The 26,003-nt window shown below is 56.9% G+C and carries 22 protein-coding genes; 4 read left to right on the forward strand and 18 right to left on the reverse strand.

The features are described from left to right. Positions 1-21 precede the first annotated feature (21 nt). From atpA to DSM25558_RS06320, 4 genes are all read right to left on the reverse strand, one after another. Positions 22-1,551 (reverse strand): F0F1 ATP synthase subunit alpha, encoded by a 1,530-nt coding sequence (gene atpA / locus DSM25558_RS06305; RefSeq protein ID WP_077102948.1) that lies wholly within the window; start codon positions 1,549-1,551, stop codon positions 22-24. Beyond that, the gene (locus tag DSM25558_RS06310) at positions 1,551-2,117 is read right to left on the reverse strand and encodes a F0F1 ATP synthase subunit delta (RefSeq protein ID WP_200800728.1); all 567 of its coding nucleotides are present in this window, start codon (positions 2,115-2,117) and stop codon (positions 1,551-1,553) included. The genes atpA and DSM25558_RS06310 overlap by 1 nt, the downstream gene beginning before the upstream one ends. A 259-nt stretch (positions 2,118-2,376) precedes the next feature. Further along, a complete protein-coding gene (locus DSM25558_RS06315; RefSeq protein ID WP_077102952.1) occupies positions 2,377-2,763 on the reverse strand; it encodes an AGROH133_08824 family phage infection protein in 387 nt (128 codons plus the stop codon). Positions 2,764-2,828: 65 nt separating this feature from the next. Beyond that, positions 2,829-5,060 (reverse strand): primosomal protein N', encoded by a 2,232-nt coding sequence (locus DSM25558_RS06320; RefSeq protein WP_077103137.1) that lies wholly within the window; start codon positions 5,058-5,060, stop codon positions 2,829-2,831. 134 nt (positions 5,061-5,194) lie between these two features. On the opposite strand from DSM25558_RS06320, the gene DSM25558_RS06325 reads away from it, so the two are divergent. From DSM25558_RS06325 to DSM25558_RS06335, 3 genes are all read left to right on the forward strand, one after another. Continuing rightward, positions 5,195-6,130, forward strand: coding sequence for a tyrosine recombinase XerC (locus DSM25558_RS06325; protein ID WP_077102954.1), 936 nt, complete (start codon positions 5,195-5,197; stop codon positions 6,128-6,130). Positions 6,131-6,268: 138 nt separating this feature from the next. Then, positions 6,269-7,363, forward strand: a complete 1,095-nt coding sequence (locus DSM25558_RS06330) for a TraB/GumN family protein (protein ID WP_077102956.1) — start codon at positions 6,269-6,271, stop codon at positions 7,361-7,363. Between the two features lie 154 nt (positions 7,364-7,517). Beyond that, positions 7,518-9,515: a BCCT family transporter gene (locus DSM25558_RS06335; RefSeq protein ID WP_077102958.1), complete on the forward strand. Its 1,998-nt coding sequence runs from the start codon at positions 7,518-7,520 to the stop codon at positions 9,513-9,515. 70 nt (positions 9,516-9,585) lie between these two features. Here DSM25558_RS06335 and lpdA read toward each other — a convergent pair whose 3' ends face one another. The 14 genes from lpdA to sdhC all read right to left on the reverse strand — a co-directional run bounded on the left by lpdA (position 9,586) and on the right by sdhC (position 25,327). After that, on the reverse strand, positions 9,586-10,992 hold the full coding sequence (gene lpdA, locus DSM25558_RS06340; protein ID WP_077102960.1) for a dihydrolipoyl dehydrogenase: 1,407 nt from the start codon (positions 10,990-10,992) through the stop codon (positions 9,586-9,588). A gap of 62 nt (positions 10,993-11,054) precedes the next feature. After that, positions 11,055-11,699, reverse strand: a complete 645-nt coding sequence (locus DSM25558_RS06345; protein WP_077102962.1) for a LysE family translocator — start codon at positions 11,697-11,699, stop codon at positions 11,055-11,057. 12 nt (positions 11,700-11,711) lie between these two features. Next, positions 11,712-12,125: an MAPEG family protein gene (locus DSM25558_RS06350; RefSeq protein ID WP_077103139.1), complete on the reverse strand. Its 414-nt coding sequence runs from the start codon at positions 12,123-12,125 to the stop codon at positions 11,712-11,714. A 69-nt stretch (positions 12,126-12,194) separates the two neighbouring features. Next, positions 12,195-13,433 (reverse strand): 2-oxoglutarate dehydrogenase complex dihydrolipoyllysine-residue succinyltransferase, encoded by a 1,239-nt coding sequence (gene odhB / locus DSM25558_RS06355; protein ID WP_077102964.1) that lies wholly within the window; start codon positions 13,431-13,433, stop codon positions 12,195-12,197. Positions 13,434-13,488: 55 nt separating this feature from the next. Continuing rightward, positions 13,489-16,485, reverse strand: coding sequence for a 2-oxoglutarate dehydrogenase E1 component (locus DSM25558_RS06360; protein ID WP_077102966.1), 2,997 nt, complete (start codon positions 16,483-16,485; stop codon positions 13,489-13,491). 167 nt (positions 16,486-16,652) lie between these two features. Next, positions 16,653-17,555 carry a succinate--CoA ligase subunit alpha gene (sucD, locus tag DSM25558_RS06365; protein ID WP_077102968.1) on the reverse strand — a complete coding sequence of 301 codons (903 nt, stop codon included), beginning with the start codon at positions 17,553-17,555 and terminating at the stop codon, positions 16,653-16,655. A gap of 17 nt (positions 17,556-17,572) precedes the next feature. Then, positions 17,573-18,766, reverse strand: coding sequence for an ADP-forming succinate--CoA ligase subunit beta (gene sucC / locus DSM25558_RS06370; RefSeq protein ID WP_077102970.1), 1,194 nt, complete (start codon positions 18,764-18,766; stop codon positions 17,573-17,575). 32 nt (positions 18,767-18,798) lie between these two features. Next, positions 18,799-19,761: a malate dehydrogenase gene (gene mdh / locus DSM25558_RS06375; protein WP_077102972.1), complete on the reverse strand. Its 963-nt coding sequence runs from the start codon at positions 19,759-19,761 to the stop codon at positions 18,799-18,801. A 181-nt stretch (positions 19,762-19,942) separates the two neighbouring features. Further along, a complete protein-coding gene (gene zapE / locus DSM25558_RS06380; protein ID WP_077102974.1) occupies positions 19,943-21,103 on the reverse strand; it encodes a cell division protein ZapE in 1,161 nt (386 codons plus the stop codon). A gap of 49 nt (positions 21,104-21,152) precedes the next feature. Beyond that, positions 21,153-21,692 carry a protease inhibitor Inh/omp19 family protein gene (locus DSM25558_RS06385; protein WP_077102976.1) on the reverse strand — a complete coding sequence of 180 codons (540 nt, stop codon included), beginning with the start codon at positions 21,690-21,692 and terminating at the stop codon, positions 21,153-21,155. A 201-nt stretch (positions 21,693-21,893) separates the two neighbouring features. Then, positions 21,894-22,673, reverse strand: a complete 780-nt coding sequence (locus DSM25558_RS06390) for a succinate dehydrogenase iron-sulfur subunit (RefSeq protein ID WP_077102978.1) — start codon at positions 22,671-22,673, stop codon at positions 21,894-21,896. Positions 22,674-22,690: 17 nt separating this feature from the next. Next, a complete protein-coding gene (gene sdhA / locus DSM25558_RS06395) occupies positions 22,691-24,535 on the reverse strand; it encodes a succinate dehydrogenase flavoprotein subunit (RefSeq protein WP_077102980.1) in 1,845 nt (614 codons plus the stop codon). Positions 24,536-24,541: 6 nt separating this feature from the next. Beyond that, the gene (gene sdhD, locus DSM25558_RS06400; protein WP_077102982.1) at positions 24,542-24,922 is read right to left on the reverse strand and encodes a succinate dehydrogenase, hydrophobic membrane anchor protein; all 381 of its coding nucleotides are present in this window, start codon (positions 24,920-24,922) and stop codon (positions 24,542-24,544) included. Positions 24,923-24,934: 12 nt separating this feature from the next. After that, complete coding sequence (gene sdhC / locus DSM25558_RS06405; RefSeq protein ID WP_077102984.1) at positions 24,935-25,327, reverse strand: succinate dehydrogenase, cytochrome b556 subunit; 393 nt, start codon at positions 25,325-25,327, stop codon at positions 24,935-24,937. 309 nt (positions 25,328-25,636) lie between these two features. Between sdhC and DSM25558_RS06410 the strand changes: the two genes are divergently transcribed. Continuing rightward, positions 25,637-26,002: a hypothetical protein gene (locus DSM25558_RS06410; protein WP_077102986.1), complete on the forward strand. Its 366-nt coding sequence runs from the start codon at positions 25,637-25,639 to the stop codon at positions 26,000-26,002. The last annotated feature ends 1 nt before the right edge of the window (position 26,003 follow it).

A 26,003-nucleotide genomic window follows, 5' to 3' on the forward strand; every position in this document is an offset into this window, starting at 1 on the left:
CCGTCCCAGTCACGAGGCTAATCAGGAGAAAGACTTGGCGAAGTTTTCAAGAGCAGTCTTCAGCTTGCCCTTGGTGTCATCGCTCACAGCCTTTTCCGTGCGGATGGTGTCGAGAATGTCCTTGCCTTCCGAGCGGAGGTAGGAAAGCAGACCCTGCTCGAACTTGCTGATGTCAGCAACAGCGACCTTGTCCAGGTAACCGTTTACACCAGCGAAGATCACCGCAACCTGTTCTTCCGTCTTGAGCGGAGAGAACTGTGGCTGCTTGAGCAATTCGGTCAGACGTGCACCACGGTTCAGCAGGCGCTGCGTGGAGGCATCGAGGTCGGAACCGAACTGGGCGAATGCTGCCATTTCACGATACTGGGCAAGCTCGCCCTTGATCGAACCGGCAACCTGCTTCATGGCCTTGATCTGAGCGGCAGAACCAACACGCGACACCGACAGACCGACGTTAACAGCCGGACGGATACCCTGATAGAACAGGTCGGTTTCGAGGAAGATCTGACCGTCGGTGATCGAGATCACGTTGGTCGGAATGAACGCGGAAACGTCGTTACCCTGCGTTTCGATGACAGGCAGAGCCGTCAGCGAACCATTACCAGCATCGTCACCCATTTTGGCGGCGCGCTCGAGCAAACGGGAGTGCAGGTAGAAAACGTCGCCAGGATAAGCTTCGCGGCCCGGAGGACGACGCAGGAGAAGCGACATCTGACGGTAGGCAACAGCCTGCTTGGAAAGGTCGTCGTAACCGATCAGGGCATGCATGCCGTTATCACGGAAATATTCGCCCATGGCGCAACCGGCAAACGGTGCCAGGTACTGCATCGGAGCAGGATCGGAAGCCGTTGCGGCAACGATGATCGAGTACTGCAGAGCGCCACGCTCTTCCAGAACCTTCACGAACTGGGCAACCGTCGAACGCTTCTGGCCGATAGCCACGTAGACGCAGTACAGCTTTTCGCTGTCCGGACCACTGTCGTGAATGGCCTTCTGGTTCAGGATCGTATCGAGAATGATCGCTGTCTTGCCTGTCTGACGGTCGCCGATAACAAGTTCGCGCTGGCCACGGCCAACCGGGATCAGAGCATCGATGGCCTTGAGGCCGGTCGACATGGGCTCGTGAACCGACTTGCGCGGAATAATACCAGGAGCCTTGACGTCAACGCGCGAACGGCGCGTTGCGTTGATCGGGCCCTTGCCGTCGATCGGGTTGCCGAGAGCATCGACTACGCGGCCGAGAAGCTCTGGGCCGACAGGAACGTCAACGATAGCGCCAGTCCGCTTGACGGTGTCGCCTTCCTTGATGTCACGGTCGGAACCGAAAATAACAACACCGACGTTGTCGTTTTCGAGGTTGAGTGCCATGCCGCGAATGCCGCCTGGGAACTCGACCATTTCACCGGCCTGAACACTGTCGAGGCCGTAAACGCGGGCAATACCGTCACCGACGGAAAGCACTTGACCGACTTCCGAGACTTCTGCCTCGTTGCCGAAATTTTTGATCTGGTCTTTTAGAATTGCGGAAATTTCCGCGGCGCGGATATCCATCAGCCAACCTCTTTCAGTGCAAGCTTAAGGGTGGAAAGTTTGGTGCGAAGAGACGTATCAATCTGGCGCGAGCCAACCTTGACGATAAGACCGCCAAGAATGGATGGATCGATGGTCAGTGCGACCTTCACATCCTTACCAGTGACGCTCTTCAGCGCCGCTTTCAGTTCAGTTTCCTGCGCCTCATCCAGCGCATGTGCCGAAGTTACTTCGGCAGTAATCTCACCGCGATGAGCGGCAGCGATTTCACGGTAGGCAACAATCATGCCGGGAACAGCAAACAGACGACGATTGCCAGCAACGACCTTTAGAAAGTTTGCGGACAGACCAGAGATACCAGCCTTCACCGCAAGAGCAGAAATGGCACGCGACTGATCTTCAGAAGAAAAGACCGGGCTCGCAACCAGACGCTTCAGATCATCACTTTCATCAAGCAGAGCCTGAAACGTATCGAGATCGGCACCGACTGCATCAACAACACCCGCTTCCAAAGCGAGCTCGAAAAGCGACGACGCATACCTTTCCGCTACACCGGATGTTCCATGGGAGGCATTTGCCACGGGCACTTTTTCCCTGCTAATCGTCCAAGAAACAGGGGCCGATTTCGCGGCGCGCCAAATTCTTGAAATCGTTTCAATTTCCCCGAAAAAGACCGGAATTCCCCCCTGTCTTTTATCGATTTCGCGGTCCGTCTAGCATAGGAAGCCGGGACTCGCAACACGCGTGGTAACGGAAAGTGTCTTTTGAGCCAGAGCTGGAACGTTAATTTTTTCAAATTACGCAGTTGTGACCCGCAATGACATCATTATCGACGCAAAATCGTTTTTAGAACAACCCGAAGACGTACATCAACGGCAATGCAGCCAAGACGGAATGAACAACCAGGAGTAGGCAATTTCGCACCGTTGCTCCACCATCCGATAGGATCGAGAGAATGGCACCGAACACGGCAAGCGCAAAAGAAGCGCCGAATGCAAGATAGACCATGGGCTGCGCCAAAAGCAGCGCAGTTGCGCCAAAGCCGAGATAAAAGCCGCCGAGAGACGAGCGTAGAAGGACCAGCCCGTCCCGTCGATCCGTCATAAATTGCAAACCGAACAGGCGAAACGTCACCCCAGGTGCAAACATGATGAAAAGCCCGATTACGGCAGACACGGCCGCAGCGACAAAAGCCATTTGCTCGCCGAATTCGGTCGGAAAATAAAACTCCATGATAGTCCCCAAATCAGTGATCCCCTGCCGCCTTATGCCATGGCAGACGACACATCGAAAGAAGCTCAGAGAAAACTTTGTGGGTCTATATCCACCTGCACATGTACCGATCCACGCTCTTTCGGCCCGCCAGTGAGCATGGCCCGCATGAAGCCTTGCATGTCGGAGTTCCGCTTGCCGTGGACGAGCAGCCGGAAACGATACCGTCCGCGGATAAGCGCCAGCGGCGCTTCGGCTGGCCCCAGAAGCATGATGCCCGACGCCTGCGGTGCGGATGCGCGCAGTCCACGCGCATGGGTTTCGGCTTCCGCTCGCGTATCGGCAGAAACGATGAGAGAGGCCAAGCGACCGAACGGCGGCAGCAATGCCTTTTCCCGCTCGATCACTTCGCGTTCGTAAAATGCAGCGGCGTCGCCTGAAACAATGGCCTGCATGACGGGATGTTGCGGTTGATAGGTTTGCAACAGGCCATGGCTCTTGAGGCCGGTTCGGCCTGCTCGGCCCGTGACCTGTGACAAAAGCTGGAATGTGCGTTCCGCTGCGCGTGGGTCGCCATTCGCCAACCCCAGATCCGCGTCGACGATACCAACGAGCGTCATCAGCGGAAAGTTATGTCCTTTGGCGACGAGCTGCGTGCCGATGACGATATCCGCCTCGCCTTTGACGATGGCTTCCAGTTCCAGCCGTAAGCGTTTGATACCCATCAGGTCAGAAGACAGCACGATGGTCCGCGCCTCGGGGAAATGTTTCTCGACCTCCTCGGCAATACGCTCCACGCCGGGGCCACAGGCGGCCAGATGATCGAATGTGCCGCATTCCGGGCAGTGATCAGGCGTCGGCTGATTGTAGCCGCATTGATGGCACTGCAATTGGCTACGAAAGCGATGCTCGACCAGCCAGCTGGAACATTGCGGGCATTGGAAGCGATGACCGCAAACGCGACATAGCGTCAGCGGTGCATAGCCACGCCGGTTCAGAAAAAGCAGTGACTGCTCGCCTTTCTCGATGGTTTTGGCGATGCCGCGCAGAAGCACCGGCGACAGAAAGCCACCCCTCTCCGGTGGGTGGCGGCGCATATCGACCAGATGCAGGTCCGGCATTGCCGCATCACCAAACCGCGTATGCAGATGAATGGTGTTGTAGCGGCCCGACGTGCCGTTGACCTGGCTTTCCACCGACGGTGTCGCTGATACCAACACGACTGGGAAGTCAGCGATTCGCGCCCGAACAACCGCCATGTCGCGGGCATTATAATAGACGCGGTCTTCCTGCTTGTAGGCAGGGTCATGTTCTTCATCAACGATGATCAGGCCAAGATTGTCGAAAGGTAAAAACAGCGCAGAGCGCGCACCGGCAACCACCCGCACCTCACCCGTCACCGTTTGCCGCCAGACTTTTTCACGCATGCGCGGTGACAGATCGGAATGCCATTCCGCCGGTTTCGAGCCAAAACGGTCCTGAAAGCGATCCAGGAATGACGCTGTCAGCGCGATTTCCGGCAACAGGATCAGCACCTGTTTGCCCTGCCGCAGGGTTTCGGCCACGGCCTCGAAATAGACCTCGGTCTTGCCAGACCCGGTCACGCCATCGATCAGCGAAACCGCAAAGCCGCCCTTCTTGACGTCTTCCAGAATCTCTGACGCCGCCTGCTTTTGCGGCCCTTCAAGGCGAGGCTCGGTATAATCAGGATCGGGCTCAGCCACGACAGGTGGAGCGGGCAGGAAAACAGTTTCGAAAATGCCCTGCTTGGCCAAACCGTCGATGACGCTGGTCGATACGCCGGCAGCATTGGCGAGACCGCTTTTGGTCCAGGCATGCCCCTCACCAGCCAAGTCGATGACACGCCCGCGCGCAGGCGTCAGCCGTTCCGGACGCGCCTCGGTCAGCCGCAAACCTTCGATCATCGGTTCAGGGTCGAATGCAGCAGGCGCGCGCAGGGCCATGCGCGCCACCAGACCCGGAGGCGACAACGTGTAGGTGGCCACCCAATCGATGAAACGCCGCATTTCATCGCGCATCGGCGGGCAATCGAATTTTTTTGTTATGGGACGCAGCTTCTTGGGGTCGACAGATGCACCATCGGTCTTATCCCAGACGACACCGATAACCTGGCGTGGACCCAGGGGAACCTGCACGATGGAACCCGGCTCCACCACCATGTCGTTTGGAACTGAATAGCTGTAGGGCCCAGGCGCTGGCATCGGCACCAGAACGGGCACCGACGTCACAGGCGCACCGTGTGTCGGCTGTTGATCGCCAAACAGCGCCCCAAACAGATCGGTCGAATCTTTTGCCATGATGTTGGCGACCATGCCCTTTGCCAAACGAAAAGGGAACCTTTAGCGGAACACGCCGCGCCATGTCACCCGCATTTTAACCAAATACTGACGGCAGTTCTCTAGTGTCCATCCAGATATAAGGAAGATGCGACGTGGATGAAATCCTGACCTTTGCCAATCCTGACCTTCTAAGCGAACGCCAGTCATGGCTTGGCGCACTGGAGGGTGAGCGTCGTCTGTCGGACAACACGGTCGAAGCCTATGAACGCGATACCCGCCAGTTCCTGATGTTCATGACGGGATATCTCGGGCATCCGACGCGCATCAACGATGTCAGCAATCTGCGTGCCGTTGATCTGCGTGCCTTTCTGGCCTCGCGTCGAAAAGAAGGTGCCGGTGCCCGCTCATTGGGCCGGCATCTCGCAGGTCTTCGATCTTTCCTGCGGTATCTGGAGAAAAAGGGGCTGGTCAATGCCGCCGGTGCCACGGCCATGCGCTCGCCCAAACAACCAAAATCCCTGCCAAAGCCGCTCACAGACCGGCAGGCCCTGACGATAACCACAACGGAAGCACAGCTTTCCGAAGAACCATGGATTGCAGCACGCAATGCCGCGGTGCTGGCCCTGCTTTATGGCTGTGGTCTGCGTATCTCCGAGGCCTTGAGCCTAACGCCCGCCGACTTGACCAGCGGTACACGCAGTCTTCGGGTTACCGGAAAAGGCAACAAGATGCGCATCGTCCCGCTGCTTCCCGTTGTTCTGGAAGCCGTCGATGCCTATCGCGCACTCTGCCCCTATCCCCTGCCCACGGACGAGCCGCTTTTTGTCGGTGCGCGTGGTGCTAAACTCCAGCCTGCCATCATCCAGCGGGAGATGCAGAAATTGCGCGGTGCATTCGGTCTGCCGGAAAATGCCACGCCGCATGCGTTACGCCATTCCTTCGCCACGCATCTGCTGGCGGGTGGGGGCGATCTTCGCACAATCCAGGAATTACTCGGCCATGCCAGCCTGTCCACCACGCAAATTTACACCGGCGTGGACACCGCCAGACTGCTCGACATCTACGACAACGCCCATCCGCGCGCATAGCACATAGGGCCGAAAGAATGACGGTGTTTCGATCCATGTTTAAAAAGAAACAACCGCCAACAGTTTGTTAACTATAGCTATTAACCCTCCGTGCAACCCCCGCCGTTATAAACGACGGCAGAAAACCGGGGTGATTCGATGACCGTTCTTTCCAGGCCGCAGAGCCTGACATCGCTGCTGATGGGCCGTTTGGGTGATACGCTGTTGTGGCTGCTCGCCTCGCTGCATGTCACGGCCCTTGCCGTTCTGGCTTTGACCCTGCTGTCGCTGAGCCAGGCCAATGCAGCCGAGCAATCCATAACCTGCGCGGGAAGCGATCTTCTAGTCGACATGCAGAAAAGCGATCCGGCGCGCTATGACACCATCCTTGCGGAAGCCAAAAAAATACCAAACGGCAAAGGTGCTTTCTGGAAAATCGAAAAGGCAGACGTCGAGCCATCCTGGCTACTCGGCACCATGCATATTTCCGATCCCCGCGTATTGGCAATGCCCAATGGTGCAAAGGAAGCGTTTGCGAAGGCCGCTACTGTCATCGTCGAATCCGACGAGATCACCAGCGAAAAACAGGCGTCCGCATCCCTGCTGTCAAAGCCGGAACTGACGATGTTTCTCGACGGCAAATCCATTACCGACATGCTCTCGAAAGACGATGTCGCAAAACTGGAAAGCGGCCTCAAGGAGCGCGGTATTCCGCTTAATGCCGTGGTGAAAATGAAGCCCTGGATATTGTCGAGCTTCGTCGCCCTTCCCGCTTGCGAATTTGCCCGCAAGGCAAAAGGCGCAAGCTTTCTGGACATGCAGCTCGCCAATGATGCCGTCCGCGACGGAAAGCAACTGGTGGGTCTCGAAACTCTGCTGGAACAGCTGACCGCCATTTCCGAACTGCCCATGTCCTTCCACATTCAGTCCCTGATCGAAATGCTGCAAATGGGCGACCGCATGGACGATGTGATGGCGACGATGATCGATCTCTATCTCGCAGGCGATATCGGCACCATCATGCCCATGATGAAAAACATCGATGCCAAGGATGACAGCCAGACACAGGATGGATACGCAGCCTTCGAGCAACGCATCATCGACGATCGAAACCATGTCATGGCGGACGGTGCCGCGCCGCATCTGGAACAGGGTAACGTTTTCATGGCCGTCGGTGCGCTGCATCTGCCGGGCGACGTTGGCGTCATCGAGCTTTTACGCACTAGGGGTTTTACCGTCACAGCCGTTCAGTAAGACGAACTACACCTCCTAACCCACTGTAAATTTAGAATATTCTAAATAAAAAACCGCCCGCGTCATGCAACCATCTGGCGCGCAAACCATTCCCTCCGTCAAGCACAGCGCTGTCTAGCGCCGTTTACGACTTGTATCTGGAGAGGGGATTTCCATGACCGAACCGCAAACGCCCGAGGTCGGCAAACGCGTGGGCCTGACGGAAGGCGTCAACAAACCCGTATTCATATGGTCCGTTGCACTGACGCTGATATTCGTTATTGCCGGCGTGATAGTGCCTGAAGGCTCGGCTGCCTTTTTCAGTTCCATGCAGTCATGGATCGTTGCCGAACTTGGCTGGGTCTATTTGCTGTCCGTCGCCATTTTCCTCATGTTCATGCTCTATCTGGGCTTTTCCAGCCATGGCAAAATCAAGCTCGGCCCCAATCATTCGGAGCCTGATTACAGCTATGGTGCATGGTTCTCCATGCTGTTTGCCGCTGGCATGGGCATCGGTCTCGTCTTTTTCGGCGTGGCAGAGCCAGTCAAGCATTTTACCGCACCTCCCGTCGGCGACCCCGCTACCATCGAGGCCGCCCGCACCGCCATGGAGATCAGCTACTTTCATTGGGGTCTGCATGCTTGGGCGGTTTATGCCGTCATCGGCCTGTCGCTGGCCTATTTCTCGTTCCGCCATGGCCTGCCGCTGACGATGCGTTCGGCGCTCTATCCGCTGATTGGCGATCGCATATATGGTCCGATCGGCAATGCCGTCGATATCTTCGCGGTCATTGGCACCCTCTTCGGCGTCGCCACATCGCTCGGGCTTGGCGTGCTTCAGGTCAATGCCGGCTTCAACCACGTCCTCGGCTGGCCGATCAGTTTCTGGATACAATTGCCGCTGATCGTCGTCATCACGGGGATGGCTACGGTATCCGTCGCAACCGGCCTCGATAAGGGCATCAAGTTTCTGTCCAACCTGAACATGCTGATGGCCGTGGCCCTCATGCTGTTCGTGTTCGTCATGGGACCGACGACATTCCTGCTTCGCGCATTCGTGCAGAACCTCGGTGCCTATCTCGACCAGTTCGTTCTGCGCACATTCTACATGTATGCCTACGCCCCCAACCAGGGACCAGCCGACTGGCTGGGCGACTGGACCCTATTCTACTGGGGTTGGTGGATCGCATGGTCGCCATTCGTTGGCATGTTCATCGCCCGCATTTCGCGTGGCCGTACGATCCGTGAGTTCATTGCCGGCGTGTTGCTTGTGCCTACAGGTTTCAGCTTCGCGTGGATGACCGTCTTCGGTGACACCGCCATTTCCATGCATCTGACCGGCGCAACGACTGCCGTCTCAGAGGCCGTAGCTAATGACGTCACGCTTGCGCTCTTCGTTTTCCTCGAACAGTTCCCACTTGGCGTATACGTTTCATGGTTTGCCATGGCGCTCATCGTGTTCTTCTTCGTCACGGGTGCCGATTCGTCAGCCCTCGTTATCGATACATTGACATCGGGCGGACGCGAGGATGGACCGACGGCGCGGCGCGTTTTCTGGGCCATCGTCTCCGGTATCATCGGTGCCATTCTCCTCTCGACGGGTGGACTGGATGCCCTTCAAACCGCCTCGATTGCAGGCGCATTGCCCTTCACATTCGTCATGCTTTTGATGTGTTGGGGCCTGTGGAAAGGGCTGCAACGCGAAGGCCTGCGCCAGAACGCTTTGGTCCAGAGCCTGCGGCCCCGCCAATCGGCAAGCTGGCAGCGGCAGTTGCAAGGCATTCTGCACCATCCCGGCAAGGCTGAGACGGAACGCTTCCTTCAGGAAACGGCAACACCAGCGCTGGAGGCGGTTGCTCTGGAACTGGAGAAACGCAGCTTGACCTCGAAACTGGATAAGGAAGCGGACAGGCTTAAACTCACCGTCACGCCGGGAGAGGCCGAAGAATTTATCTACGGCATTCGTATGCGCCGTTATGAGACGCCGGGCTACAGCTTCTTTGAAAGCCAATCCAGCCGCCAGAAAGCAGAATATTACTATCGTGCAGAAGTGCTTCTGGCAGATGGTGGTCAGGATTACGACGTGATGGGCTTCACCAAGCAAGAGCTCATTCAGGACGTGCTTCTGCAATATGACCGGCACTTCCAGTATCTGCACGCCATCCGCGCGTAACCTCGTCGGCGAAAAGCATCCAAGAAAAGGCCGCATTCCTGGGGAATGCGGCCTTTTTGATGTCTATCGATTACATGTGGATCGGCTTGAAGAAGGTCGCGAGTGCGGCTTCCTTGACGGCTTCCGACATGGTCGGGTGCGCATGGCAGGTACGGCCGAGGTCTTCGGACGAGCCGCTAAACTCCATCAGAACAGAAATTTCCTGAATCAATTCACCGGCACCAAAGCCGAGGATGTGACCGCCAAGAACACGATCCGTCTCCTTGTCGGCAAGGATTTTCACGAAACCGTCGGTAACCTGCATGGCGCGCGCGCGGCCATTGGCCGTGAAGGGAAACTTGCCGACCTTGTAAGCTATGCCTGCGGCTTTCAATTCCTCTTCAGTCTTGCCGACCGAGGCGACTTCCGGCTGGGTGTAGACGACGCCGGGAATGACATCGTAATTCACATGGCCGTGCTGACCGGCGAGGATTTCCGCAAGAGCCACGCCTTCGTCTTCAGCCTTGTGGGCCAGCATAGGACCTTTGACCACGTCGCCGATGGCATAGATGCCTTCCACATTGGTCTTGTAGTGACCGTCAATCTCGACGCGGCCACGGCTGTCCAGAACGACACCTGCTTCTGCCAGACCAAGACCTTCGGTGTAAGGCTTGCGACCTGTCGAAATCAAAACGACATTGGCGTCCAGCGTTTCAGCCGCACCGCCCTTAACCGGTTCGAACACGACCTTGGCACCATCGCCAGATTTCTCGACTGCGGTGACCTTCGCGCCCAGCTTGAAATCGATGCCCTGCTTGGCAAACAGACGCTGCGCCTGCTTGGAAAGCTCACCGTCCATGCCAGCGAGAATGTTGTCGAGATATTCAACAACCGTGACTTTTGCACCGAGACGCGACCAGACCGAGCCAAGCTCGAGGCCGATAACACCGCCGCCAACGACGATCATCTTTTCAGGAACCTTTGTCAAAGCAATGCCGCCCGTGGAGGAGACGATGACCTGCTCATCGATATCGACCTGCACGCCCGGAATACCTGCAATGTCAGAACCGGTTGCGATGACGATGTTCTTGGCTTCGATTTCCTGAACCTCGCCCGCATCGTTGGTGACGGAAACTTTGCCAGCTGCAACAACCTTGCCGAGACCCTGAAAGGTGTCGATCTTGTTCTTCTTGAACAGGAAGGCAACGCCATCGACATTGGCCTTCACCACGCCGTCCTTATGGCCCATCATCTTCTCAAGATTGAGCGTTGGCGCAGCAACCTCAATGCCAAGGCTATCAACGCCGTGGGCGACATGCGCGAAAACTTCGGATGCGTGCAGCAAAGCCTTGGATGGAATGCAGCCGACATTGAGGCACGTACCGCCATAGGTTGCGCGCCTTTCGATAACGGCAACCTTCAAACCAAGTTGGGCCGCCTTGACCGCGCAAACGTAACCACCGGGTCCGGTGCCGATAACAACTACATCATAAGCCATGTTCTTGTTCCTGATTAACTACGGACGAGACTGCCGCCCGCCCTGTCCGATTTGACCTGATCTCAGGCCGCTTTTTCCGTTGCGAGTTTAATGCCGAGCGCGATAAACACCACGCCGCTGGTGCGGTCGATCCACTGACTGGCGCGCCCGAAAGCGGCACGCATGCGCGGTGTCGTCATGAACATGCTGACACCGACAAACCAGACGATCAGGCAGCTTGCCATCACCAGTCCATATCCGAACTTGATGGGGATGGGCGTGTGGACGCTGACGACCGTCGAGAAGATCGAGAGAAAGAAAAACACCGGTTTTGGGTTCAGCGCATTGGCCGCAAAACCGAGTGTGAACGCCTTGAGCGCCGATTGCTGGCTGGCGCGCGGAGTCTCGTCTAGCGCATCCACCACCGTCATATCCGTTTTGCCAGCACGCAGCGACTTGATGCCGATATAGATGAGATAAGCGACGCCAAGCCATTTGACGATGTTGAAGAGGTAGACAGACTGAGAGATGATCAGCCCGAGACCGAGGATCGTATAGGTCACATGGAACATCAAAGACGTTCCGACGCCGAAGCTGGTGATGATGGCCTGGCGGCGTCCATGCACCATGGCCTGACGCATGACCATGGCGAGATCAGCGCCGGGCGAAACAATAGCGAAAAAGAAGATCGCCATCAGCGAGGCCAGTTCAATCACATATTGGTGCATGAGCCTAAACCTTTAGAACAGCAACACGAAGAGCATGAGCAACAGCCCTACCATCGAACCAACCCATACCAGCGACCGCACATATGGGATTCCTGCGAGATAAAGTGGAATGTAGACGATGCGGCAGACGATCCATATCCATGCGCCAATCAGCGCAATCCCGATTGGGTCACCCGCCATGATGACGCCGAAGGCCAGCGCGATAAAAGCAGGATAGGTTTCCAGAAAGTTCGATAAAGCTCGCTCTGCGCGGCCAGCAAGCTTACCCTGCACTTTTTTGCCGTCGTCACGCGGACTAGCATTCCAATCATTGCCAAGTTCTTTTGTCGCCGTCAGAGCTTGCAGCGCGATATGCACCAAAATAATGATGACGCTCACCCCGATCAGGGGCAGAAATGGCGATGCGGCGAGGAAAGTGGGTTGCACAAGCAAACTCCTGAGACAATTTCAGCGGGATTTCAGTTGAAACCCCGCTGATGAAAAAAGCAAGTTCGATCAGAGATCGAGAACCAGACGCTCAGGATCCTCAAGGCTTTCCTTGACGCGAACCAGGAAGGTCACGGCTTCCTTGCCGTCGACGATGCGGTGGTCGTAGGACAGCGCGAGATACATCATCGGACGGATGACGACCTGACCGCCGATAGCGACCGGACGCTCCTGGATCTTGTGCATGCCCAGAATACCCGACTGTGGGGCGTTCAGGATCGGCGAAGACATCAGCGAGCCGTATACGCCACCATTGGTGATGGTGAAGGTGCCGCCCTGCATGTCAGCCATCGAAAGCGAACCGTCACGCGCAGACTTGGCAAGACGTGCCAGTTCCTTTTCGACTTCGGCAATCGACATCTGGTCGGCATCGCGGATAACCGGAACGACAAGACCCTTGTCGGTGCCGACAGCCATGCCGACGTGACAATAGTTCTTGTAGATGATGTCCGTGCCGTCGATTTCAGCGTTGACCGCAGGCAGTTCCTTCAGCGCGTGCGTGATGGCCTTGGTGAAGAAGCCCATGAAGCCAAGCTTGACGCCATGCTTCTTCTCGAACACGTCCTTGTACTTGGTGCGCAGGTCCATCACGGCCTTCATGTCCACCTCATTATAGGTGGTCAGCATGGCAGCTGTGTTCTGTGCATCCTTGAGGCGACGCGCGATGGTCTGGCGCAGGCGCGTCATCTTCACGCGTTCTTCGCGGACAGCATCACCTTCAGCAGAAACAGGGCGTGCCGCAGCAGGGGCAGCCGGGGTAGCACCAGGAGCCGAAACGCCCTTGGTGACAGCAGCCAGAACATCGCCCTTCAGCACCTGTCCACGCTTGCCGGAACCATCGACCTGATCAGCAGAAAGATTGTTTTCGGCCAGCAGCTTTCCAGCAGCAGGCGCAGGAGGCATGGAGCTTGCGGCCGGAGCCGAAACAGCGGCTGGTGTGGAAGCAGCAGGTGCAGCCTCAGGAGCCTTTGCAGGTGCCGCAGCCGGTGCGGATGGAGCAGCGCCCGCGGCACCTTCTGCGATCTGGCCGAGCAGCGCATCAAGACCAACGGTTTCGCCGTTCTGGGCAACGATTTCTGTCAACACGCCGGAGGCTGGTGCCGGAACTTCAACCGTCACCTTGTCGGTTTCCAGTTCCACCAACGGCTCATCAGCCTTGACGGTATCGCCAACCTTTTTGAACCATGTTCCGACAGTTGCTTCGCTGACGGACTCGCCGAGGGTTGGTACGCGGATTTCAGTGGCCATGATCTAGTTCCGTTTCATCAAATATCTGTTGTGCGAGGGTGCGTGTGGGAGAGGCTTACTCTCCCAGCGCGTCTTCCAGGAATGCTGCGAGCTGGGCGAGGTGCTTGGACATCAGGCCAGTTGCGGGCGATGCAGCAGCTGGACGGCCCGTGTAACGGACCTTCTGATACTTGGCATCGATATGCGCCAGAACCCATTCCAGATAAGGGTCGATGAACGACCACGCACCCATGTTCTTTGGCTCTTCCTGGCACCAGACCATCTCAGCGTTACGGAAACGGGACAGCTCGTTGATGAGCGCCTTGGCCGGGAACGGATAGAGTTGCTCGATGCGCAGCAGGTAAACGTCGTCGATGCCACGCTTTTCGCGCTCTTCGAGAAGATCGTAGTAAACCTTGCCCGTGCAGAGCACGACGCGGCGGATCTTCGAATCCTTCTGCAGCTTGATAGGACCGTCCTTGATGACCTCAGCATCATCCCACAGCAGACGGTGGAACGACGATTCACCGGCCAACTCCGTCAGCGAAGACGTTGCACGCTTGTGGCGCAGCAAAGACTTCGGTGTCATCAAAATCAACGGCTTGCGGAAGTCGCGCTTAACCTGACGGCGCAGAACGTGGAAGTAGTTCGAAGGCGTCGTAACGTTTGCGACCTGCATGTTGTCTTCGGCGCACATCTGCAACCAACGTTCCAGACGAGCGGACGAATGCTCCGGACCCTGACCTTCATAACCATGCGGCAGAAGGCAGACGAGACCGGACATGCGAAGCCACTTGCGTTCACCAGACGAGATGAACTGGTCGAATACGACCTGCGCACCGTTAGCGAAGTCACCGAACTGGGCTTCCCAAAGCGTCAATGCATTCGGACGAGCCAGCGAGTAGCCATATTCGAAACCGAGCACGGCTTCTTCAGACAGCATCGAGTTGATGACTTCATAGCGCGCCTGCGTCGGTGCAAGATTTGCCAGCGGAATGTAGCGCTCTTCGCTTTCCTGATCATAGAGAACGGAATGACGCTGCGAGAATGTACCGCGTTCGCAATCCTGACCCGAGAGACGGATCTTGTGACCATCGACAACAAGCGAACCGAACGCCATGGCTTCGGCCATCGCCCAATCCAGACCTTCGCCGGTCTCGATCATGTTGGCGCGATTTTCCATGAAACGCTGAATGGTCTTATGTGCCTTGAAGCCTTCTGGAATGGTCGACAGCTTGCGACCAATTTCCTTGAGCTGCTTCATCGGAGCGCCGGTCTTGCCGCGACGCTGCTCATCGGCATTGTCGGCGGCACGAAGACCGGACCACTGACCGTCGAGCCAGTCGGCCTTGTTTGGCTTGTAGGACTGACCCGCTTCGAATTCCTGCTCGAGATGAGCGCGCCAATCAGCCTTCATCTTCTCGAATTCGCCTTCGGTGATCAGACCTTCGGCAATCAAACGCTCGGCGTAGATATTGGCAACCGTCTTGTGCGCACGGATAACCTTGTACATTTTCGGCTGCGTGAAGGATGGCTCATCGCCTTCGTTATGGCCGAAGCGACGGTAGCAGAACATGTCGACCACAACAGGCTTGTGGAACTTCATGCGGTATTCGGTGGCAACCTTGGCTGCATAGACAACAGCTTCCGGATCGTCACCATTGACGTGGAAGATCGGTGCTTCGATCATCTTGGCAACGTCGGACGGGTATGGCGACGAGCGCGAGAAGCCCGGGTTCGTGGTAAAGCCGATCTGGTTGTTGATGATGAAGTGCATGGTGCCGGCAACGCGGTGACCGCGCAGACCGGAAAGGCCGAGAATTTCGGCAACCACACCTTGACCCGCAAAAGCAGCATCGCCGTGCAGCAGCAAAGGCAGAACCTTGGCGCGTTCGGACAGCGGAATGGTGTCGCCTTCCCAGACCTTTGCCAGCTGATCCTGCTTTGCACGGGCCTTGCCCATGACGACAGGGTTGACGATTTCAAGGTGCGAAGGATTGGCCGTCAGCGACAGGTGAACCTTGTTGCCGTCGAATTCACGGTCGGAAGACGCACCCAAGTGGTACTTCACGTCGCCAGAACCTTCAACATCGTCAGGCTTGAACGAACCGCCCTTGAACTCGTGGAATACGGCGCGATGCGGCTTGCCCATGACGTTGGTCAGAACGTTGAGGCGACCACGGTGGGCCATGCCGAGAACGACCTCTTCGAGGCCTTCCTGACCGCCGCGCTTGATGATCTGTTCTAGCGCTGGAATGAGCGATTCGCTACCGTCCAGACCAAAACGCTTGGTGCCCTTGAAACGGACATCCAGGAACTGCTCGTAGCCTTCGCCTTCGACCAGCTTGGAGAGAATCGCCTTCTTGCCCTCAGGCGTGAAGTCGAAACCCTTGTCCGGGCCTTCGATGCGGGACTGAATCCATGCCTTTTCGTCCGGGTTGGACATGTGCATGAACTCGACACCCAGCGTCGAACAATAGGTGCGTTCCAGAATCTCGACGATTTCGCGCACGGTCGCATATTCAAGACCGAGAACGTTATCGATGAAGATCTTGCGGTCGTAGTCACTCTCTTCGAAGCCATAGGACTTCGGCGACAATTCATCGTAATCTTCGACGGCACTGGCGATGCCCAGCGGGTCAAGCTTGGCATGCAGGTGGCCACGCATACGGTAGGCACGGATCATCATGATGGCGCGCACGCTGTCGCGGCTCGCCTGAAGGACTTCGGCTTCGCTGACAGGCTTGCCGGTTTCGGCGCTCTTGGCGTCAGCCTTGGCCTGAACCTTTTTCTCAAGTGCCTTTTCAACGGTTGCCCAGTTGCCGTCCAGCGCGGAAATCAGATCGCCATTGGCGGCAATCGGCCAGTTTGAACGCTTCCAGGAGGCGCCTTTGGCAGCCTTCTTCACATCCTCGGGATTGTCGGACAGACCCTTGAAAAAGCTCTGCCACTCCGGCGAAACGGAAGAGGCATCCTCTTCGTACCGGGCATAGAGCTGCTCGATATAGGCTGCATTCGCGCCGTCGAGAAACGACGTGATCTGAAACTGCTCGTTAGCTTCTTGCCTTGCCATTGTGCTTCATGCGGACGTGTCCGTCCGCCTCCTCAATCCCGTTGGTGGCCGGTATCGGCCCGTCGATTCGATTGTCTTTTGCCGCTTGTGCGGCATACCATGCTCTGCGGCGGCTTCGGGCAAGGTCGCTATTTCGCCACCCTGCCCGTTGCCCTATTCATGTGGTCTCAGCCCTTGAGGACTTCAACCAGTGTCTTGCCCAGACGTGCAGGAGATGGCGATACCTTGATGCCAGCCGCTTCCATGGCTGCGATCTTGGATTCCGCGTCACCCTTGCCGCCGGAAACCACAGCACCGGCGTGACCCATGGTGCGGCCCTTAGGCGCCGTGCGACCGGCGATGAAGCCCGCCATTGGCTTCTTACGGCCCTTCTTGGCTTCGTCGATCAGGAACTGCGCTGCTTCTTCTTCAGCGGCACCACCGATTTCGCCGATCATGATGATCGACTGCGTGGCTTCGTCAGCGAGGAACATTTCCAGGATGTCGATGAACTCGGTACCCTTGACCGGGTCACCACCGATACCGACAGCCGTCGTCTGGCCGAGGCCTTCGTTGGATGTCTGGAACACGGCTTCATAAGTGAGCGTGCCGGAGCGCGACACAATACCAACCGAACCCTTGCGGAAGATCGAACCCGGCATGATGCCGATCTTGCACTCTTCCGGCGTCATGATGCCTGGGCAGTTAGGGCCAAGCAGACGCGAGTTGGAACGGTCGAGGCGAGCCTTGACGCGAACCATGTCCATCACAGGGATGCCTTCGGTAATGCAGGTGATGAACGGAATTTCCGCTTCGATCGCTTCGATGATGGCATCGGCAGCGCCGGCTGGCGGAACGTAGATCACCGATGCGTCAGCGCCGGTCTTTTCCTTGGCTTCTGCAACAGTGGCATAGATCGGCAGGCTTTCACCCTTCGAACCGGTCCATGTTTCGCCACCCTTCTTGGGGTGAATACCGCCGACCATCTGCGTGCCGTAATAAGCAAGCGCCTGTTCGGTGTGGAATGTACCGGTCTTGCCGGTCAGACCCTGAACGAGGATCTTGGTGTCTTTGTTTACAAGAATAGACATTATTTCCAGTCCCTCAATTAGCCGTTGATCGCCGCGACGATCTTCTTGGCCGCATCGTCCAGGTCATCAGCAGCGGTAATCGCAAGACCTGATTCGTTCAGGAGCTTCTTGCCCAACTCGACATTGGTGCCTTCGAGGCGCACGACGAGTGGAACCTTCAAGCCGACTTCCTTCACCGCAGCGATAACGCCCTCGGCAATGACGTCGCACTTCATGATGCCGCCGAAGATGTTGACGAGGATGCCCTCGACCTTCGGGTCAGCCGTGATGATTTTGAACGCAGCCGCGACCTTCTCTTTGCCAGCACCACCGCCGACGTCACAGAAATTTGCAGGCTCTTTGCCGTACAGCTTGATGATGTCCATGGTTGCCATGGCAAGACCGGCACCATTGACCATGCAGCCGATGTTACCATCGAGCGCCACATAAGCGAGGTCCCACTTGGAGGCTTCGATTTCCTTGGCGTCTTCTTCGGTCTCGTCACGCAGCAGCTTCACGTCGTCGTGACGGAAAATTGCGTTGCCGTCGAAGGACATCTTGGCGTCGAGAACGCGCAGGTGGCCGTCCGTCATGACGATCAGCGGGTTGACTTCGAGAAGAGCCATGTCCTTTTCGACGAAGGCTTTGTAGAGCGCAGGGAAGAGCGCCTTTGCGTCTTCGGCAGCAGCGCTTGAAAGCTCCAGAGCCTTGGAGATCGCTGCGATATTTTCAGCCGTTACGCCAGCTTCTGGTTCGATTGCGATCGTATGGATTTTCTCAGGCGTGTCGTGGGCGACAGCCTCGATGTCCATGCCGCCTTCCGTGGACACCACGAATGCGACCTGGCCAACGGAACGGTCAACGAGCAGCGAGCAATAGAGTTCGCGGTCGATGTCTGCGCCGTCTTCGATGTAGAGGCGATTGACCTGCTTGCCAGCGTCGCCCGTCTGCGCCGTTACCAGCGTGTTGCCGAGCATGTCCTTGGCGTGAGAAACGACTTCTTCGATGGACTTGGCCAGACGAACGCCACCCTTTGCGTCGGGGCCGAGTTCCTTGAACTTGCCCTTACCACGGCCACCAGCATGAATCTGGCTCTTGACCACGTAAAGCGGGCCCGGAAGCTGCTTTGCGGCAGCTTCGGCTTCTTCGACCTTGAGGATAGCAACCCCTTCGGCCACCGGCGCACCATAGCCCTTCAGAAGAGCTTTGGCCTGATACTCATGAATATTCATGGATTAATCCCTGTTTGTAGCCTGAGCGGCAATTACTTCAGCGACGGAGCAATATTGATGCAGGCTTCGCAAAGACCAGCAACCGCGCCGACGGACTTCTGGAAGGCAGCTTCCTCGTCCTTGTTGAGTTCGATTTCGATGATGCGCTCGATACCGCCAGCACCGATGATCGTTGGAACGCCAACATACATGTCGTTGACGCCGTACTGACCCGAGAGGTAGGCCGCAGCTGGCAGAACGCGCTTCTTGTCCTTGAGGTAGGATTCAGCCATCTCGATGGCGGAAGCAGCAGGCGCATAGTAGGCCGAACCGGTCTTGAGCAAACCGACGATTTCCGCACCGCCATCACGTGTACGCTGAACGATTTCTTCCAGACGCTCGGCAGTCAGCCAGCCCATCTTGACGAGGTCGGTCAAGGGAACGCCGCCAACGGTGGAGTAACGCGCCAATGGCACCATTGTGTCGCCATGGCCGCCAAGAACGAACGCGGTCACGTCCTGAACGGAGACGTTGAATTCTTCCGAGAGGAACAGACGGAAACGGGCGCTGTCGAGAACGCCGGCCATGCCGACGACTTTGTTCTTCGGCAGGCCGGAGAACTTCTGGAGCGCCCAGACCATCGCGTCGAGCGGGTTGGTGATGCAGATCACGAAAGCGTTCGGGGCATATTTCTTGATGCCAGCGCCGACCTGCTCCATGACCTTGAGATTGATGCCGAGAAGATCGTCGCGGCTCATGCCGGGCTTGCGGGCAACACCGGCGGTCACGATGCAGACGTCCGCGCCTTCGATGGCTGCGTAGTCGCTTGCACCCGTGAGTTTTGCGTTGAAGCCTTCGACCGGACCGGACTGGGCAATATCCAGACCCTTGCCCTGCGGGATACCGTCGGCAATATCGAAGAGGACGATGTCGCCCAATTCCTTCAGGCTGGCGAGATGGGCCAATGTGCCACCGATCATGCCAGAACCAATAAGTGCAATCTTTTTGCGAGCCATCGAATGCTTCCTCTTGAGCTTCAATTCAATTCGCCGCGAGCGTGTAGCGGCCTAAATTGTCGCACTCGACTTAGCTTTATTGGTCCGAAATGGCAACCGATTCTTTGGAGCTGAGGATTTTCAATCGTTTAGATCATAAATTTCTTACGTAAACGTAAGAAATTTTGTTATCAAACTGTCATTAGGCTGCGCGTCTTTGATTGTGCAAAGCTAGATAATCGGCGCTTCGCATCTCGAACAGGCGCGACGCGGTGCGATCAAACTCAAAACCTTCCGTCCCCTTGCGCGTGACAAGAAGCTCTTCCGGCATGGCTGCAGCAGAGGCAAACACCCGGACCGTATGATCGTAGAGTGCATCGATAAGGATGATGAACCGTTTCGTCTCGTTGCGCTTATCCGCATCGAGCAGCGGAATGTGGTCGATAAAAACCGTGTCGAACCGATCGGCGATGGCGAGGAAATCCGACGCGCCTAAGGGCTTCTCACACAGCTCCGTAAACGAGAACCGTGCGACACGGCCCGCCGCTTTCGCGACCGGAATCAACCGGCCTTTCATGGCAATTTCCGTCGGCGTGATTGCACTGCCCGCCGTGAGCTCTTTCCAGGCCATATCCATCGCGCGCTCCGCCGCGTCATCCAGCGGTGTCACGTAGACCGGAAGGCTCTTGATCTTCTCCATGCGGTAATCGGTCGGGCTGTCCAGTGATACGACCTGAACATGCGCCTTCAGCATATCGACGAAAGGGAGGAAAAGACTGCGATTGAGCCCGTCCTTATAGAGGTTATCCGGCACCACATTGGACGTTGTGACCAGCGTACAGCCATGGGCGAAAAGTTCGGTGAACAGCCGCGCCAGGATCATCGCATCGGCAATATCGGTGACAGTGAACTCGTCGAAACAGAGAAGCTCTGCCTCCCCCAGTATCTGGGCCGCAACGGGTGGAATAGGGTCAGCCTGTTTGGTCTCGCCATTTTTCAGCTTCTGGCGATGGGCATGAACACGATTATGGACATCGGCCATGAACTCATGGAAATGGCAGCGGCGCTTCTTCTCGACCGGCGCGACCTGATAGAACATATCCATCAGCATGGTTTTGCCACGACCGACGCTTCCGTGAACGTAGAGCCCTTTGACCGACGGCTCGGAGCCCGCCTTCTTGGCAAACATCCAACCCAGCGCGCTTTTCTTTTTGGCCGGTTTGCGGATTTTGAGATCGGTGAGAATGTGATCAAGTTGTGCTGCCACACCAAGCTGGGCAGGGTCGGCCGTCAGTTCACCGGACTCCGTCAAGACGTTGAGCTGCTCAACGACGCTGTGATTATAGTCCGGCAATGGCTTCATAAATATGCCTCATCCGCGGGCAACGTAGCCGTTACCCGCGTGATAGAAATTATCGGCTGAGGCTGAGCGGCTGACCGCTGTTGGTCGTGCCATCGTAACGGGTAGCACCTGTTTTATAGACGCGACCGATCGTATCGCCAGCGCGGTTCTTAAACAGAACCATTTTGCTGGAAACTTCCCAGGAACCCATCGAAGACAGTTCGCCCGCACATCCTCGCGTACCACCGCGTGAACCACTACCCAGGTTCGTCAGCGTCAGGAACATGTCGCAGGATGCACCGCCATTGGCGACACGCCAGTTGCCGACCATGGCTTCCTTGGTCACATCCATGGCAGCAGCCGGAGGCGCAGATGCGACGTTGGTGCCACCGGGTGCCGCGTTCGCAGGCGCTGTCGGGAACTGAGTGGAACCGCCAGGAGGTGGCAATGCGCCGGACTGGACAGATGGCACTGGCTGCGCCTGGAGCGGAGGCGTGTAACCGGGATTGCTACTTGGAGCGCTATTGTTGTTGTAATCGAAGGAGGTACGCTGGCAACCGGCGAGGCTCATAACGACCGCTAGACCCGTCACCACATATCTAAACTGCATCTCAAGCTCCCGATTTTCTGCTTCGGCAAGACCATGTCTACACAAAACGGCTGAATTATTACCAAAGCATTAGCTAACGCAAGCTGCTACCGCGATAATTGCAATTTCAGTCGATTTTTATAGAAATTTCTAGCCCCATTATCATCAAACAGGCCACGACGGGGGTCGCGGCCTGTTCACCATCATCAATTAAAGCCGAATTTAGACCCGACGCTCGACCATCATCTTCTTGATTTCGGCAATTGCCTTGGCCGGGTTCAGGCCCTTTGGACAAGCCTGCGCGCAGTTCATGATCGTGTGGCAACGGTAAAGGCGGAACGGGTCTTCGAGGTTGTCGAGACGCTCGCCGGTCGCTTCATCGCGGCTGTCGATCAGCCAGCGGTAAGCCTGTAGCAGAACGGCCGGACCGAGATAACGGTCGCCATTCCACCAGTAGCTGGGACAGGACGTGGAGCAGCAGGCGCACAGAATGCACTCGTAGAGACCATCAAGCTTCTGGCGGTCATCATGGCTCTGCTTCCATTCCTTCGCAGGCGTCGGCGAAACGGTCTTCAGCCAAGGCTCGATCGAGCGGTGCTGGGCATAGAAATTCGACAGATCAGGAATGAGATCCTTCACGACAGGCATATGCGGCAGCGGATAGACCTTCACCGTTCCCTTGATTTCGTCCATGCCCTTGGTGCAGGCCAGCGTGTTCGTGCCATCGATGTTCATGGCGCAGGAACCGCAAATGCCCTCACGACAGGAACGGCGCAGCGTCAGCGTCGGGTCGATGTTGTTCTTGATGTACAAAAGTGCATCCAGAACCATCGGGCCGCAATCATCGATATCGATGTAATAGGTATCGATATGCGGGTTCTGGCCGTCATCCGGGTTCCAGCGATAGACGCGATATTCGCGCACATTCTTGGCACTGGCAGGCTTCGGCCAGACCTTGCCTTCGGTCATCTGAGAGTTTTTGGGAAGCGTAAGTTCAACCATGTCCAGTTCCTCTCAAATCAATAGACGCGAGCCTTCGGCGCGATCTTCTGAAGATCGATGCCATCTGCGATCAACTCGGTGTGAACCGGGCGGTAGTCCAGCTTCACGTCACCCTGCTCGTTGACCCATGCCAGCGTGTGCTTGCGCCAGTTGACGTCATCGCGGCCGCCGAACGGGCCGTCCACGAAGTCTTCACGTGCATGGCTGCCACGGCTTTCCTTGCGCGCTTCCGCGCCATAAACCGTGGTGATGGCGTTGGCCATGAGGTTTTCGAGTTCGAGCGTTTCCACCAGATCCGAATTCCAGACCATGGAGCGGTCCGTCACCTTGATATCCGGCAGTTCCTTCCAGATGGCAGAAAGACGCTGGCAACCGCTTTCCAGCGATTCCTGCGTGCGGAACACGGCAGCATCGTCCTGCATGGCGCGCTGCATCTTGTCGCGCAGCACAGCTGTTGGTGTGCCGCCACTGGCGTTGCGCAGACGGTCGAAGCGATCCATGATCTTGTCGCAGGCTGCAACATTGAGGGCCGGAATAGCGCTGGCGCGATCAATGACTTCGGAAGCCCGAATGGCAGCAGCGCGGCCGAACACCACAAGGTCGATCAGCGAGTTGGAGCCGAGACGGTTCGCACCGTGAACGGAGGCGCAACCCGCTTCACCCACAGCCATAAGACCGGGCAATATACGTTCCGGGTTTTCGCTATCGGCGTTCAGCACTTCGCCCCAATAGTTGGTGGGAATGCCGCCCATATTGTAGTGAACCGTCGGCAGAACTGGGATCGGCTCGCGCGTGACGTCCACGCCTGCGAAAATCTTGGCGCTTTCTGAAATGCCCGGCAAGCGTTCATGCAGGATAGCCGGATCGAGGTGATCCAGATGCAGGAAGATGTGGTCCTTGTTCTTGCCAACGCCGCGGCCTTCGCGAATTTCCATGGTCATGCAGCGCGAGACGACGTCACGCGAGGCGAGATCCTTCGCGGATGGCGCATAACGCTCCATGAAGCGCTCGCCTTCGGAGTTGACGAGATACCCGCCCTCACCGCGTGCACCTTCTGTAATCAGGCAGCCTGCACCGTAAATGCCGGTGGGGTGGAACTGAACGAATTCCATGTCCTGAAGCGGAAGACCGGCGCGAGCAACCATGCCGCCGCCATCGCCCGTGCAGGTGTGAGCAGACGTAGCAGAGAAATAAGCGCGGCCATAACCACCCGTCGCCAGAACCACCATCTTGGCGGTGAAGCGGTGGATCGTGCCGTCATCAAGGTTCCAGGCAACGACACCCGTGCAACGGCTGCCATCATCGGACATGATGAGGTCGAGCGCGAAATATTCGATGAAGAATTCGGCGTTGTTGCGCAGCGACTGGCCGTAAAGCGTGTGCAGAATGGCATGGCCGGTACGGTCGGCAGCGGCGCAGGTGCGCTGTACCGGTGGGCCTTCGCCGTAATTCTGCATGTGGCCGCCAAACGGGCGCTGGTAAATCTTGCCTTCGGCGTTGCGCGAGAACGGCACGCCGTAATGTTCCAGCTCATAGACCGCCTTCGGCGCTTCCATGGCAAGGTACTGCATGGCGTCGACATCGCCCAACCAGTCGGAGCCCTTGACGGTATCGTAAAGGTGCCACTGCCAGCTATCCGGCGTCATGTTGTTGAGCGAGGCGGCAATGCCGCCCTGCGCCGCAACCGTGTGCGAACGTGTGGGGAAAACCTTGGTGATGCAGGCGGTCTTGAAACCCTGTTCGGCCATGCCGAGCGTGGCGCGAAGACCTGCGCCGCCGGCACCCACGACGATCACGTCATAGGAGTGATCGACATAGGTATATGCCTTGCCAGTGGTGGAAGGTGAACTGATCGATGCCATGACGGATTATCCTGCGAATGCGATTTTCAGAATGGCGAACAGACAGAGGCCAGCAACGATGATCGCGAAGAACGTGTTGAGCATCACGAGAGCAAGCTTCAGATATTCAGCGTGAATATAGTCTTCGATGATGACCTGCATGCCGAGCTTCATGTGAATGACGCCGGAGATGACGACAAGCGCCATGACCACCGCAACCAGCGGGTTGGCAAGAGCCGCGACGACTTCCGCATGCGGAGCGCCGCCATACATGACCAGGAAAACGACGAAGAACAGCAGCAACGGAACATTGGCGACGGCTGTAACGCGCTGACGCCAGAAATGCTCGGTGCCATCCTTGGCGGAGCCGAGACCGCGAACCTTGTTCAGGGGTGTACGCATATCCATGAAACGATCTCCTTAGCGCACGATGTAGGCGATGACCCAGATCAGCGCGGTCAGACAGATTGACACGACCAGCGAGACTTTCACCAGCTTGGTGGTGAAGTGCTTATCGAAGCCATGGCCCAGATCCCACATGAAGTGGCGAAGGCCACTCAGCATGTGGTACATCAGCGCCCAGGTGTAGCCGATCAGGATCAGCTTGCCGATGATCGACCCCATCGCCCACTGCACCCATTCGTAATAGGCACCGCCGGATGCGGCCGCGACCAGCCACCAGACGACAAGCAGCGTACCGAAATAGAGCGCAGCACCGGTAATGCGGTGCACGATCGACGCAAGCATGGTCGGAATCAGCTTGTAAACTTGAAGATGTGGCGACAGAGGCCGGTTATTTGTCACATTCGCCATCAGAACCTCGCGGCGTTTTTCCAGTGCGCTTCGACTGTTCGAGCGCGCCCCAAAGCAACAGCACATGATGAGAGAATGTGCATTGCACCAACCGCGACCTTTAATAGCACCACGGCACAACGACAAGCACATTTCATGGCCGAATTGAATTTAATCGATTGGTTCTGTCGATTCAGATGAAAAAACTGTCTGCCTCGATAAAAAGTCCAGCATTTCCAAATAGGAAATGCCAAAATAATTGACTTTTACGTAAGTCGTCTGTGTGCTATTTAACCTTTTGGTAACCATAAATTCCGGAGGTTTTCAGTCATGTTTTTATATCGAATCACCTGCCGGTTCGCCGCCGTCGCGGCCATCTTTTCAATCGCCGTGACAGCGGTTGCAGCAGAGGATTTCGGAAGCCACCGCAATTTTGGTCACCATCAAGCAACCGTTGGCTCGAATGGCCTGCCGTCCGTTATACCACGGATCGGTACGTATAGCGGCGCAATTTCTGCTTTAAGGGTACGTCGCAATGGCAATTACTTTGCGATGGACAACGGCCTGAGCCGCGCCGGGCAAGATAGGCGCGCAACGATGCCAGTCGCACCAAAAGCGCGGATCATTCATGTCGATGCCCAAAGCATCGGCTCGGCATGCGCTTATGAAAAAGGCGTCTGCGTCATCCGCCCCTGAT

The organism is Agrobacterium sp. DSM 25558 (genome assembly GCF_900100825.1).
In the GTDB taxonomy this organism is placed as follows: domain Bacteria; phylum Pseudomonadota; class Alphaproteobacteria; order Rhizobiales; family Rhizobiaceae; genus Agrobacterium.